Source organism: Clostridium sp. BIOML-A1 (assembly GCF_009874105.1).
GTDB lineage: Bacteria > Bacillota > Clostridia > Lachnospirales > Lachnospiraceae > Coprococcus.
Window position 1 is genome coordinate 146,288 of sequence record NZ_WWTL01000001.1, and the last position, 13,858, is coordinate 160,145.

A 13,858-nucleotide genomic window follows, 5' to 3' on the forward strand; every position below is an offset into this window, starting at 1 on the left:
GAATGATATTTAGAATAGATAAATGACAGGAGGATGCAGATATGGAGATCATTACTGCAAATTCAAATCCCAAGATAAAGAATATAAACAAGCTAAATAAAAATGCGTCATTTCGCAAAGAAGAACAGGTGTTTATAGTAGAAGGAATCCGTATGTTCCGGGAACTCCCGTTTGATCGTGTAAAGCAGGTATTTGTATCGGAAACGGCATATCAGAGATATGGAACCGAGCTTCCGGAAAAAGGAATCACGGAACAGGACAGACGACTGGTTGTTGTATCAGATAGCGTATTCCGATCGATGTCACAGACGAAGACACCACAGGGACTTCTTGCTGTCGTTGAGAGATATCATTATACAATGGAAGATTTGATTTCTGTGATGGATAAACGCGAGAACGGAAATACTTTCTTAGTTCTGGAATCTATACAGGATCCGGGTAATCTCGGTACGATCGTGCGGACGGCAGAGGCTGCCGATGTTACAGGTATTATTATTGGAGGAGATTCCTGTGATATATACAATCCGAAAGTGGTACGATCCACAATGGGAACGATCTTCCGTGTGCCGTTTGTCTATGTGGATGATCCGGCGAAGGCGGTTGACCGGTTGAAAGAACATGGGATCGTTGTCTATGGGGCGCATTTGGATGGATGTGACCTGTATGCAGGGAAGCTTAAAAGAAACAATGCGTTTTTGATCGGAAATGAAGGAAACGGACTGACCGATGAGTTATCATCAAAGGCTGATTGTTTGCTCCGTATTCCGATGGCAGGACAGGTGGAATCATTAAATGCAGCAATATCGGCAACCCTTCTTGCGTATGAAGCATATAGACAACGCAGATGATTAGAAATATGTGATATTAAAAAGGAGCCGGGCTTATATAGTCCGGCGTTATTCTATTTATTCAATTAATTTGCCCTAACTCCCGATATAAGACAAAACAAGACAAAAAAAAGCAGCATATCTTCCGGTATAAAAGAATATATTTTATGGTATACATTCGAAGGGATATACCAGAAGGGAGAAAAAACATGGAAAAAACATTAAACAATAACCAGGTGATCGTAGCGGGGGAGATTGCATCAGACTTTACATTCAGTCATGAGATCTTCGGAGAAGGATTTTATATGGTGGATCTTGTCGTTGCCAGACTGAGTGATACCTATGACGTAATACCACTTATGGTGTCTGATCGGTTATTTGATGTAGAGAATTCCCATATCGGGGAAAAGGTGATGGCGAGAGGACAGTTTCGGTCTTATAACAAGCATGAAGAGACGAGAAACCGTCTGATCTTATCGGTATTTGTCAGGGAGATATCGGTATTGGATGAAGATGATGAGGAAGCAGAGAATAAGCCGAATCAGATCTATCTGGACGGTTATATATGCAAAGAACCGGTGTACCGTATGACACCACTGGGACGGGAGATCGCAGATATTCTGCTGGCAGTCAACCGGGCATATGGCAAGAGCGACTATATTCCTTGCATCTGCTGGGGCAGAAACGCAAGATTTGCGGGAAAACTGAAGGTGGGCGAGCATGTCGCTGTATGGGGCAGGATCCAGAGCCGGGAATACCAGAAACGAATCGGGAATGATCAGATCATCAGCAAGACTGCTTATGAGGTATCTGTCAGCAAAATGGAATGCCTGGAGTAGACCGGTAAAGGGACAGTAAAGCAATGAACAGACAGGGAAAAGAAGTCGTTACATATTGACAGAAACAGACAGGAATGATATAGTAATTTTATCTAATGGAAAAAAGAAAAATTCAGTAGAGGCGCGGTATTTATCAGTAAATATATGGATATATATGGAGGTAGATGATATGTGTTGAAAGGGGATACCGCCGAAGGAAGCAGTTATCCATGGAGCTGTAACCTGGTTGTGCAGCGAATAACTGTATGACTGTCATCGTCACAGATGGAGGGCTACTTTTTAAAGAAGTATATTATTTCTAAAGGTCGGCGCTCGTATGCCGACCTTTAGTACTGTATGGATACAGTAAAGAGAGTTCCGCGACGGTTTTATGTATTAGATTTTAAGGAGGAAAATTTCATGTCAATTTTTGAAGGATCAGGTGTAGCTTTAGTAACACCGTTTAAGGAGAATGGTGAGGTTGATTTCGATAAGATGAAAGAACTCGTTGAATTCCATATTGCAAATGGTACAGATGCCATTATAGTATGTGGAACAACAGGTGAAGCATCCACATTATCACATGAAGAACACCTTGCATGTATAAAAGCATGTGTAGAATATGTAGATCACAGAATCCCTGTTATCGCAGGCGCAGGTTCTAATTGCACAGGAACAGCCATTTATCTTTCTACAGAAGCAGAAAGCTATGGCGTAGATGGATTGTTGTTAGTAACACCATATTACAACAAGGCAACTCAGAACGGTCTGATCGCGCACTTTACAGCTATTGCAAATTCTGTAAAGGTTCCAATCATCTTATATAATGTACCATCCCGTACAGGATGTAACATTCAGCCGGAGACAGCGGTTACACTTGCAAAGACTGTACCGAATATCGTAGGTATCAAGGAAGCATCCGGTAATATCGCACAGGTTGTTAAGCTGGCAAAGCTGGCAGACGGCTGTATTGATATTTATTCCGGTAACGATGATCAGGTAGTACCGCTTCTGTCATTAGGCGGAAAAGGTGTTATCTCAGTAACAGCAAATATCGCTCCGAGAGATGTACATGATATGGTTAAGAAGTTCATGGATGGCGATGTAAAGGAAAGTCTTGATATTCAGTTAAAGATGATCGATCTGTGTGAGGCGCTGTTCTGTGAAGTAAATCCGATCCCTGTTAAGAAGGCAGTTGAGCTTATGGGCTTATGCGGCGGAACGATGAGAATGCCATTAACAGAGATGGAGCCGGCACATGTAGAGAAGTTAAAGGCTGCAATGACAGCATACGGCTTACTTTAAAAAAGAAACTACAGATGATCTGATAAAGAGCCATTCTGTATGATATAGACAAAGATGGACAGAAGGGATACAGGAATCTGTCTGCAGTATATAAAATCCCGCAGGCTCTGCGGGATTTTTGTTTACGCGGTTACGTAAGCCAAAGTTCATGCCTGCATGAGAATCTGGCGGCTGCCGTGGATGATTGAGTAAAACACAGGATAAATGGAGGAAAAGAACATGGTTCGAATCATAATGCATGGATGTAACGGTAAGATGGGACAGGTGATCACAGGACTTGTAGCAGATGATCCAAATGCACAGATCGTTGCAGGTATTGATATAGCAGATAACAGAGATAACGGATATCCGGTATTTACAGATATTAAGAAGTGTGATGTGGCAGCAGATGTAATCGTTGATTTTGCAGCAGCAGCGGCAGTGGACGCACTTCTTGATTACAGCGTGGAGAAACAGATCCCGGTAGTTCTCTGTACAACCGGTTTAAGTGATGAACAGCTTGCAAGGGTAAAAGAGAGCAGTAAGAAGGTTGCGATCTTAAAGTCAGCCAATATGTCGCTTGGAATCAATACTCTTATGAAGCTGTTAAAGGATGCTGCAAATGTATTTGCACCGGCAGGCTATGATATCGAGATTGTTGAGAAGCATCATAACCAGAAGGTAGATGCACCATCCGGAACAGCGATAGCACTTGCGGATTCTATTAATGAAGCAAGAGGCGGAGAATATGAATATGTCTACGACAGAAGTCAGGTCAGAAAAAAGAGAGATAAGAAAGAGCTTGGTATCTCAGCCGTTCGTGGCGGAACGATCGTTGGTGAACATGAGGTCATCTTTGCAGGAATTGACGAAGTGATCGAATTCAAGCATACTGCATATTCCAAGTCAGTATTTGCAAAGGGTGCGGTAGAAGCCGCAAAATTCCTGGCAGGAAAACCGGCAGGCATGTATGATATGGCAGATGTGATAGGATAGGAGAAACAATGAAACCAGAAAAGGTTGTATTATGTGCTAGTTCGAAGTACGAACAGAAATTTTATCTGAATGAGGAGTTTAAAGGACTTCCGGAAGAAATAAAAAAAGAATTAAAAATCATGTGTGTATTGTTTACAGAGGATGTAGGTGGTATACTGAGGCTTGAATTTGACCAGGAAGGAAGCCTGAATCTTGTAACAGAGGCATTTGATGAAGATCTGTTATATGATGAGATCGGATGCGAATTGAAGATCAAGCAGTTACAGAAGGACAAGCAGCAGCTGTTTTCCAGTCTGGAATTGTTTTATAAGGTGTTTTATCTGGAAGACTATTAGAGGTGAGAGATGCTATTTGCAATTGATGTAGGAAATACGAATATCACGATGGGATTGTTTGACGGGAAAAAGTTAGAGAAGACATTCCGTATGACGACAGGAATATCGAGAACTTCAGATGAATTTGGTGTGTTTTTGGGAGAGTTGCTCAGAATGAGAAATCTTCCGTTAGATGTGATCGATGAAGTTATCATTGCATCTGTAGTGCCGAATGTGATGCATTCCCTGACAAACGGAATAAGGAAATATTTCAAACTAGATCCTCTGATCGTAGAGCCGGGAGTAAAGACAGGTATTAATATTGCAATTCCAAATCCAAAGCAGCTCGGGGCAGACCGTATTGTAGATGCGGTAGCCGCGTATTATATATATGGCGGTCCTGTGTTGGTGATCGATTTTGGAACAGCGACCACATATGATCTGGTAAATGGAGATGGTTCATTTATAGCAGGAGTAACATCGCCGGGTATCCGTCTGGGTGCAAATGCATTATGGAGCGGAACTGCGAAGCTGCCGGAAATTGAGATCAAAGTGCCGGATACGATACTCTGTAAGGATACGATCTCCAGTATGCAGGCAGGTGTATGCCTTGGGTATATCGGACAGACCGAATACATTGTAAAACGTATGCGGAAGGAATCCGGTTTTGATAATATGAAGGTTGTTGCGACCGGTGGACTCGGTAAGATGATCTATGAGAATACCGATTGCATCGATACTTATGATCCGGATCTGACCTTATATGGATTACGAATTATTATGGATAAACAAAAACAGGCATAGGAGTATTTATGGATTTTACGAATAAACTTGTTTTGGCGCCAATGGCTGGGGTATGTGACCAGCCATTTCGTTTGTTGGCAAAGGAACAGGGCTGCGATATTTTATATACGGAAATGATCAGTGCAAAGGGCTTGTACTATGATAATAAGAACACAGTTCCGCTGCTTGCGGTTTCGCCGGAAGAAGATCCGATCGGTGTGCAGTTATTTGGGTCAGACCCGGAGCTGCTTGCAGAGATGGCGAAGAAGATCGAAGATCGTGGATTTGCATTTGTCGATGTGAATATGGGTTGTCCGGTTCCGAAGATTGTGAATAACGGCGAGGGATCTGCGCTGATGAAGAATCCGCTGTTAATAGGAAAGATCGTGTCGGCAATGACAAAAGCATGTAAGCTTCCGGTTACCATTAAGATCCGAAGCGGCTTTGACAGTGAGCATATCAATGCACCCGAGGTTGCACATATAGCGGAGGAAAGCGGTGTGGCTGCCGTGGCTGTACATGGCAGGACCAGAGAGCAATATTATCATGGCCATGCGGACTGGGGAGTGATCGCAGACGTGAAAGCGGCAGTGAATATCCCTGTGATCGGAAATGGGGATATCCTGACACCCGAGGATGTGATTCGGATGAAAGAACAGACGAACTGTGATGCTTTTATGATAGGAAGAGGTGCACGAGGCAATCCATGGATCTTCCATGAATTAAAGACATACTTTGAGACAGGAGAGATTCCGCCAAGACCGGATAAGCAGCAGGTGAAGGAAACAATGCTCCGTCATGCCAGGCTGATGATCGATTTTAAAGGAGAGTTTACAGGGATTCATGAGATGCGGAAGCATGTTGCCTGGTATTCGGCAGGTATGTATGATTCTTCCAGACTCCGGAATCTGATCAATCAGGTAGAGAGCTATGATGAGATGGTGGAGCTGCTTGATGCATGGACGGATGGAATGCTGCTTTAAGTCATGTATGAATCCGCAGGTGTGTTTTTGGGGGCTGATTGGTTCTATATGTAAACAAATGACTCATTTCGTTTCTATTCGATACACTCAACTTATTTGTCAGCAGTCGCCCAAACTCGCCCTGATAGGCTCAAACATGGGCTTGGTGCTGACTGTTAGGGTGTATCTCATAACGAAACTATATGAACGTCCTTGGTTACATATAGAACCAGCCAGCCCCCCAAAAACACACCTGCGAATTCAGATACAGACTTGGTGTGTCAGACATTAGAAACAAATAGAGATGATTTTGAAATATATGCAGCTGGATGCGTGTGCGATTCAAAATTATTTCTATTTTTTTTAAGAAAAAATGCAGTTTTGATGCTAAAAATTAAGAATTTATCTTTGTGGAAGTGTCCAATGTGCCAAGTTGTTGCATAAATGTTAAGATGTTAAAATATGCAAAATGCACAATACACAATTATTAAAATTATATAAAAATACCATATTATTTTGGTAAAATATTTTGTAGCTACGACATAATTAATAAAAATGGCTGGTTTGCTTGACCTTTTGATTGTCAGGCATTATAATAACGATACAAACAAGAGTTAATCTTTTTGTAACAATTTCGAAACTGAAAAGAAATCAAGGAGAGAAAATTATGAAGAAATTTTCAAGCTCCAGCCAGATGTTTTCAGAAAATATTAAGAAATATCTGATGAGAGCAGGTATTGTTGTAGTATCCACTTCCCTCGGAGTTGCATCATTTGTCACTCTGGCTTCGGATGAATCACGAGTTCATTCAAAAGCAAAGCTGGTAGCTGTTTCACAGCTTGAATCTACAGCAATCGAAGATACGAAGGTTGAATATTCTAAGATAGAATACACAGATTTACAGAAGTCCATCAATGATGCCGATATGTTGGCAAAGGTTGAGAAGACAAGTAAAGAGACAGAAGCCGTTGCTCTTGCAGCAAAGGAAGATAAAGTTGATCTTCTTACAGTTGAAGACAGAACAGAAGCAACTGCTGAGGAACCAACAGAGGAAACAACAGAAGTTACAACTGAGGCAACAACCGCTGAGGCAACAACGACAGAAACGACTACAGAGGAGCCGGCATCTTCATCAGAAGAGATGGCACTCGCAAAGAAGAGCAAGAAAGCAAAGAAGACAACAGAGAGCGTAGGCGATGAGAAGCAGCAGCGTGGTATCGAAGCTACAGAAGCTACGGAAGAAGCTACAGCTGGTGCAATCTATGTAGAAGATGACAGCTATCAGCCGGGAACTTATCTTGGTACATTCACAACAACAGCTTACTGCGGATGTTCATACTGTTGTGGTAAGTCCGATGGAATTACAGCCAGCGGTACATATGCTACAGAAGGAAGAACAATTGCGGCACCAAGTAATTTTGCGTTTGGTACAGAACTTATCATTGATGGTCACACATATGTCGTAGAGGACAGAGGTGGTGCAATTCGTGGTAACAGAATCGATATTTTCTTCTCAAGCCATCAGGCAGCTTTAAACTACGGAAGAAGAACTGTTGACGTATATGTCAAATAATTCAGTATAGACAGAGTGGGACAGAACCCTTTGGGTTCTGTCCTTTTTGCGTAGCGAGTAGACCATGCCCTGCTCACTGTGTGGCAACGATAAAGCCCATGTGTAGTAACAGCCTTCTATGATCGGGAATGACTCATTTCGTTTCTATTCGACACACTCGCCTATTTGTCAGCAGTCGCCCTAACTCACCCTGTGGGTTCAGACAAGGGCTTGATGCTGACAGCTAGAGTGTATCTCATTACGAAACTACATGAATGTCATTCCCGATCATAGAAGATTGTTGCCACACATGGGTTTTATCTGTTATATATATCATGAATAAGTTCCTATATGACGACATAAGGCCTGACTGCCGAACTACTCATATAAAACACATGACTCATTTCGTTTCTATTCGATACACTCGCTTGTTTGTCAGCAGTCGCCCTAACTCACCCTGCGGGTTCAGACAAGGGCTTAGTGCTGACAGCTAGAGTGTATCTCATTACGAAACTGCATGAATGTCATTGCTTATTATATGAGTAGTTCGGCAGTCAGACTTGTGTCTGTTATATATAACAAGATCAGATTAAAATGAACAAAATACCTGGTAATATTTGTAAGGATGGATAGTGGATTTTCATTGTGGGATCCGGAAGTTATTGGTATAATTGATTTAACTGCGAATAAGAAGGATTGTTTCGGTGAGCTCATGACATGAGGGGTTGTATTACCGGAACGGCTTTTGAGAAAAAGGAAGGAGAAGGTATGAGCAGACAAAGGGACAAATGGGTTACAAGGGTCATAGCATGGATGCTGTCATTTGCGATGACAGTAAGCCTTGTGGTGATTCCTTCGGACAGGACAGAGGCAGCGGAGGAGACGACCGCTCTGTCTTACAGTACGGGTCAGGTGACGACAAGTGGAAATGTGGATAATCAGGTCAGCCTTGATCTTGGAAATGGCGGATACAGCGATCTGTCGGAGCTTAAGAGTGCGGGGCTTACCAAGCTTCGTGTCAGCTTCGAGGTATCATCAGCCAGCGGAACAGGAAATGTTGGCGGACAGGCGTTTGTAAACGCGAAAGGAACATGGAAGGGTGAATGGGTCAATGTGAATGCAGGCTCCGGCACTCAGACCGTAGAACTGGATCTGACACAGTTCTATAGCAAATCCGGTCAGTTATATAATTTCGGTTTTCAGTTTGAAAATGTAACAAGTATCACATACAAGATCAAAGAAGCGGTTCTGGTAAAATCCGGCAGCAGTTCAGGTGGAGATTCCGGCAGCGGTTCCGGTTCTTCTGATTTTGGTACTGAGAGAGATTATTCATCAGGAGTGACTGCAACTGTGGCGAATCAGAAATCGCCAAGCAATGACTGGTCAGGCTTTGAAATGACGATCAATAACAACACAGGGGTATCAATCTGTGACTGGATCGTAGTGCTGCAGGTACCATCCGGTGCGGCAGCTGCATTTAAATGTTGGAATGCAACCTTTGTGGCAGATGGTGATACGATCTATATGTATCCGATGCAGAGTGGCGCAAATGCAGTCCTTGCGGCAGGAACAATGCAGAATGATATACCAGGTGGTGGATTCACAGCAAAATATGTAGATGCATCCAGTATTCAGGTAAAAGCCGTTTATTATAATAAAGGAACTTCATCTTCTGTAGATTATTCCAAAGGCGAGACAAATGATGATAATACAGGCGGCTCCGGTGGTTCCGGTGGAACTTCATCCGGTGATACCACGACGAATAAGGATCTGGATGTAGAATTCAACTATGCAAAGGCATTGCAGGAAAGCTTGTATTTCTATGATGCAAATATGTGTGGCAATCTGGAAGACACCTGTGCACTTTCCTGGCGTGGCAACTGCCATACCTATGATAAAAATGTAACATATACAAAGAACGGAAAGACCTACAATGTAGATGCTTCCGGCGGCTTCCATGATGCAGGCGATCATGTGAAATTCGGACTTCCACAGGGATATGCAGCATCCATGCTTGGAATGAGCTATTATCAGTTCAAGGATGCATTTGACGAGCTTGGTCAGAAGGAACATCTGAAGAAAATCACGGACTATTTCTGCGATTATTTTAAGCGGTGTACGGTATACGAGGGAGATCAGGTTATCGCATTCTGCTATCAGGTAGGTGACGGTAATACAGATCATGGTGTATGGACAGCACCAGAGGGACAGACGATCAGTCGTCCGGCATTCTTTGCAGATGCGAGCAATCCGGCTACAGATGAAGTGAGTGTTGCGATCGCAGCGCTGGCGTTGAACTATATTAACTTTGGAAATACCGAGGATCTGCAGACAGCAAAGGATCTCTTTACATTTGTAAAGAATAATAATAAAGCATGTGCAACTGATGGGGCATCAACATTTTATGCATCAAGATCATATGGTGATGATTATGCATTTGCTGCAAGTACACTTGCAGCTGCTACAGGTGATACTTCTTATAATTCTATTTATAACGATTATAAAGATAATTCTGATAATGGCGTGAATCAGTATTGGGTATTGGACTGGGGAAATACCGGAGCGTTGGCATGTATGCTTCAGAAGGATACCGAAAAACTCAAAAGCATTACAGAGGTCTGCACGAACAAGAGTAAGATCGATGGAGTGTTTAACTGTGTCAGTGACTGGGGCTCCTGCAGATACAGTGCAGCAGAACAGTTTACCGGTCTGGTATATGATAAGCTGACAGGAACAACAACATATGCAGACTGGGCAACCAGCCAGATGAACTATATGTTAGGAGATAATCCGAATAAACGATGCTATATCGTAGGCTATAACGAGAACTCCAGTAAATATCCGCATCACAGAGCGGCATCCAGATCGACAGATTCAAAGATTATAAACAGCAATCATTATACATTGCTTGGAGCATTGGTAGGCGGACCCGGGGCGAATGGAACCTATAAAGACGACCAGGGAGATTATTATTGCAATGAAGTAGCGCTTGATTATAATGCCGGACTGGTTGGTGCGGCGGCAGGACTTTATCTGGTTCACAAGAATGATAAGACAGTAAAGTTATCTTATGCAAAGAAGAATGCAACGAATTACAGTACAAAGACAGCATCTGCTACAGAGCTTGGTGCTGTAGGCGTGAAGACTTATTATGGAACAAATTCCGGTGGTGATACAGAGGAAGAAGTAAAGGCAACAGCTATCAAACTGGATAGCCTGATCGTAGAATTAACAGAAGGACTTGATATTACGATCCGTGCAACGGTTACTCCAAAGACTGCGGAACAGAAGGTAACATGGAAATCTGAAAATGAGAAGGTAGCGACCGTTTCAGAAACAGGAAAGGTAACTGCGGTCGGAGCAGGTGAGACAACTGTGACAGCGACAACGACAGATGGAACAAATCTCACAGCAAGCTGCAGGGTGACAGTAAAGGCTGCACCAAAGGCAGAATTTGTTACAGATCAGACATCTTTAACCTGTGATCCTGTTATTTATGGATATGAAGCAGGATCGACAGCATCATTTGTATTAGAGAATGAGGGAAATGATACAGGATTTGTGACGATAGCGTTAGAAAAAGGCACAGACAGCCCATTTGAAATATCCGGCGATACATCGATAAAGGTTGCAGCGTCAGATAAGACAACAGTGGGTATCGCATTAAAGACAGGTAAGGATGCAGGCTCTTACAGTGACAATCTGTTGATAGAGGCAGATAATGGACAGTCCTTTAAGATTCCGGTATCTGCAACGGTTGAGAAATGTCCGGTAACGGGTATTACATTCCCGACAGCAGGAGCGATCGTGGCAGGACAGACACTGGCAGATTCTAAGCTGACCGGTGGAGATGAGACCTATGGAACATTTGCATGGGCAGATGCAGCAGCAAAACCGGAACGAGGAACGTATCAGGGCCAGGTGGTGTTGACCCTTCGTTCCGATGCGAAGAGGAATTATGCATTTGACCGGATTACAGGGTATGATGCGGCAGCAGGCACGATCACACAGAATGTGACCGTAATAGTCAGCAGAGCAGGACTTCCGGCTATCACGTTCCCGGAGGCTTCTGATCTGGTATATGGACAGACACTTTCAGATTCTGTGCTGACAGGTGGTTCTGCAGAGTACGGAACATTTGCATGGAGCACCCCGGATGTGAAGATGGGTGAACAGGAAGTAGCAAATGAAACCAATCAGTATGAAGTTGTATTTACATGGAGTGATGCAAGCAAGAAGCAGTATCAGATCGAGGATACAGATGAGGATGCTGTATATAAGAAAATGGTTTCTGTAAAGGTACAGAAGGCAGAACAGACAGCGGTTCCGGATAGTGTGGCACTTCTTGCAAGAACAAAGGATACGATCCGGATCTCAGGTCAGGCAGGTATCCGGTATTCAGTGGATGGTACAACGTGGAAGCAGGCAGCTTCAAATGGCGAAACAATTGAATTTACAGGTTTGCGAAGCTTTACAAAGTATACGGTTTCAGCCGGATATACGGAAACCACAACGACAAATGCCGGAAAAACAGTAGAATTGCTTACGGTATATACACTTGTTCAGGATCCGTATACGATCGATATAGCAAAGATTGCGGACAAAGAATATCAGGATGCATTACGGACAGATGATGGCAGAACCACAGTCAGCTATACGGAACCGGTTCTCACACTTACGAAAGATGGCAGGGACTATGTGATCACAGGAAAGAATAAGGAGCTTGTTATTAAGGCAGGTGGAGCAACAAAGATCACATTGGATCAGGCGGAGGTTGGAGCTGTTACGATCACCGGAAATGCTGGTGGTAAGACGGAGATCGAGAGAAAAGGAACGATAACGATCGCAGGTAATGTCGAGACAGACGGCGGACTTGTGATCAATGGTGACGGAACGCTTACGGTTTCCGGTAAGATATCTGCGACCGGTGACATAACGATCAAAGGCGGAAAGGTATCGGTTGATGGAGGAGTCTTAACAGGCGGCACAGTTCTGATCCGGGATACAGAGCTTGTCGCAGGTACAGATGAGACAGGAACGGCGATCAAAGCAGATACTGTACGGATCGAGGATTCCAAGGTAACGGTCGGTGCGAATCAGGATACGAAGAATCCACCGATCAAATCAGACAATATTATTCTGGTCGGAGACAATACAGTAGCATCCTCTTCAGGTTCAAAGGATATCTTTTCGTCGAAACCAAAGGATGAAAATGGAGATGAGATCCCGGATACGATCCTGCTCGAGAAGATTACGTTAAACAAGACCAGCGTGGTATTAAATATTGGTGATACAGAACGGATCGCAGTAGCGGCCGTTATACCGGCAAATGCAACACTGAAGACATTTGACTGGAAGAGCAGCAACGAGAAAGTGGCAAGTGTATCACAGACCGGTGAAGTGAAGGGAGTAAGTGCCGGAACTGCAGTTATTATGGTAACAGCGAAGGACGGAAGTGGTGTTACAGGCTCCTGCACCGTTACGGTAAAGAAGAAAGAAACTGTAACACCGACACCAACACCGAATCCGGAAAAGCCGACGACCGAGAAACCTACGATCGAAAAGCCGACGACCGAGAAACCAACAACCGAAGAACCAAAGAAGACGGTCAAACCGGCAAAGGTCAAGATCCAGGCAGCAACCAAAAAGATCGCTCCGGGCAAGAAACTGACCTTAAAGGCAACGGTTACACCTAAGAAAGCAACAAATAAGAAAGTAAAATGGACGATCCGTAAATCGGATAAGAAGTATGCTTCTATCAACAGCAAGGGTGTTCTGACAGTGAAGAAAGCTGCCAAGGGTAAGACGATCAAGGTAACCGCAACAGCAGTCGGTAACAGTAAGGTGAAAGCAACTTATACTGTTAAAGTCATGAAAAAGGCAGTTAAGAAGGTTACGATCACATCAAAGAAAAAGACTGTGAAGAAAGTAACGATCAAGAAGAAACAGTCCGTAACCTTAAAAGCAAATCTGACTCCGACAAAGGGAATCAGTAAAGAGGTGACCTGGATCTCCGGTAATCCAAAGATTGCAAAGGTAACAGCCAAGGGTAAGGTAACCGGAAAAAAGAAGGGAACGGTTAAGATCACGGCAAAAGCAAAGGACGGAAGCGGTAAGAAAGCAACCATTACCCTTAAAGTAAAATAATCTTTTCCATTTGTAACAGGTGGAAACAGACAATACGATGGCGGAAGAATGATTAGATCCTGTAAAATATAAAAAACAGATTTGATAGATGCTTCCGCCGTCTTGTGTTTTGAAAACGGGTATGCTATAATGTGGACGCTTGTAGGTTGATTTCAGTATGTCTGGATAAAAGCAT

The 13,858-nt window shown here is 43.4% G+C and carries 9 protein-coding genes and 1 riboswitch; all 9 genes read left to right on the forward strand.

Annotated features, from left to right (window positions below; all coding sequences use genetic code 11):
- Positions 1 to 41 precede the first annotated feature (41 nt).
- The 9 genes from GT641_RS00635 to GT641_RS00675 all read left to right on the forward strand — a co-directional run bounded on the left by GT641_RS00635 (position 42) and on the right by GT641_RS00675 (position 13,683).
- Positions 42 to 848 (forward strand): RNA methyltransferase, encoded by an 807-nt coding sequence (locus GT641_RS00635; RefSeq protein ID WP_161116575.1) that lies wholly within the window; start codon positions 42 to 44, stop codon positions 846 to 848.
- A gap of 188 nt (positions 849 to 1,036) precedes the next feature.
- Positions 1,037 to 1,666 carry a single-stranded DNA-binding protein gene (locus GT641_RS00640; RefSeq protein WP_069591596.1) on the forward strand — a complete coding sequence of 210 codons (630 nt, stop codon included), beginning with the start codon at positions 1,037 to 1,039 and terminating at the stop codon, positions 1,664 to 1,666.
- 108 nt (positions 1,667 to 1,774) lie between these two features.
- A riboswitch (Lysine riboswitch) is annotated at positions 1,775 to 1,949 on the forward strand.
- A 116-nt stretch (positions 1,950 to 2,065) separates the two neighbouring features.
- On the forward strand, positions 2,066 to 2,950 hold the full coding sequence (dapA, locus tag GT641_RS00645) for a 4-hydroxy-tetrahydrodipicolinate synthase (RefSeq protein ID WP_161116576.1): 885 nt from the start codon (positions 2,066 to 2,068) through the stop codon (positions 2,948 to 2,950).
- A 219-nt stretch (positions 2,951 to 3,169) separates the two neighbouring features.
- A complete protein-coding gene (gene dapB / locus GT641_RS00650; RefSeq protein ID WP_119962964.1) occupies positions 3,170 to 3,925 on the forward strand; it encodes a 4-hydroxy-tetrahydrodipicolinate reductase in 756 nt (251 codons plus the stop codon).
- A gap of 8 nt (positions 3,926 to 3,933) precedes the next feature.
- On the forward strand, positions 3,934 to 4,260 hold the full coding sequence (locus GT641_RS00655) for a DUF6145 family protein (RefSeq protein WP_008401359.1): 327 nt from the start codon (positions 3,934 to 3,936) through the stop codon (positions 4,258 to 4,260).
- A 9-nt stretch (positions 4,261 to 4,269) separates the two neighbouring features.
- On the forward strand, positions 4,270 to 5,043 hold the full coding sequence (locus GT641_RS00660; RefSeq protein ID WP_161116577.1) for a type III pantothenate kinase: 774 nt from the start codon (positions 4,270 to 4,272) through the stop codon (positions 5,041 to 5,043).
- An 8-nt stretch (positions 5,044 to 5,051) separates the two neighbouring features.
- Positions 5,052 to 6,005, forward strand: a complete 954-nt coding sequence (dusB, locus tag GT641_RS00665; RefSeq protein ID WP_008401362.1) for a tRNA dihydrouridine synthase DusB — start codon at positions 5,052 to 5,054, stop codon at positions 6,003 to 6,005.
- A gap of 646 nt (positions 6,006 to 6,651) precedes the next feature.
- Positions 6,652 to 7,557, forward strand: a complete 906-nt coding sequence (locus tag GT641_RS00670) for a 3D domain-containing protein (protein ID WP_119962967.1) — start codon at positions 6,652 to 6,654, stop codon at positions 7,555 to 7,557.
- Positions 7,558 to 8,304: 747 nt separating this feature from the next.
- Positions 8,305 to 13,683, forward strand: a complete 5,379-nt coding sequence (locus GT641_RS00675) for a glycoside hydrolase family 9 protein (protein ID WP_161116578.1) — start codon at positions 8,305 to 8,307, stop codon at positions 13,681 to 13,683.
- The last annotated feature ends 175 nt before the right edge of the window (positions 13,684 to 13,858 follow it).

Excerpts from the sequence above, each read along its gene's own strand:
- GT641_RS00635 (WP_161116575.1), top strand. The coding sequence starts at position 42 with ATGGAGATCATTACTGCAAATTCAAATCCCAAGATAAAGAATATAAAC.
- GT641_RS00640 (WP_069591596.1), top strand. The coding sequence starts at position 1,037 with ATGGAAAAAACATTAAACAATAACCAGGTGATCGTAGCGGGGGAGATT.
- GT641_RS00670 (WP_119962967.1), top strand. The coding sequence starts at position 6,652 with ATGAAGAAATTTTCAAGCTCCAGCCAGATGTTTTCAGAAAATATTAAG.
- dusB (WP_008401362.1), top strand. The coding sequence starts at position 5,052 with ATGGATTTTACGAATAAACTTGTTTTGGCGCCAATGGCTGGGGTATGT.
- GT641_RS00655 (WP_008401359.1), top strand. The coding sequence starts at position 3,934 with ATGAAACCAGAAAAGGTTGTATTATGTGCTAGTTCGAAGTACGAACAG.
- dapA (WP_161116576.1), top strand. The coding sequence starts at position 2,066 with ATGTCAATTTTTGAAGGATCAGGTGTAGCTTTAGTAACACCGTTTAAG.
- GT641_RS00675 (WP_161116578.1), top strand. The coding sequence starts at position 8,305 with ATGAGCAGACAAAGGGACAAATGGGTTACAAGGGTCATAGCATGGATG.
- GT641_RS00660 (WP_161116577.1), top strand. The coding sequence starts at position 4,270 with ATGCTATTTGCAATTGATGTAGGAAATACGAATATCACGATGGGATTG.
- dapB (WP_119962964.1), top strand. The coding sequence starts at position 3,170 with ATGGTTCGAATCATAATGCATGGATGTAACGGTAAGATGGGACAGGTG.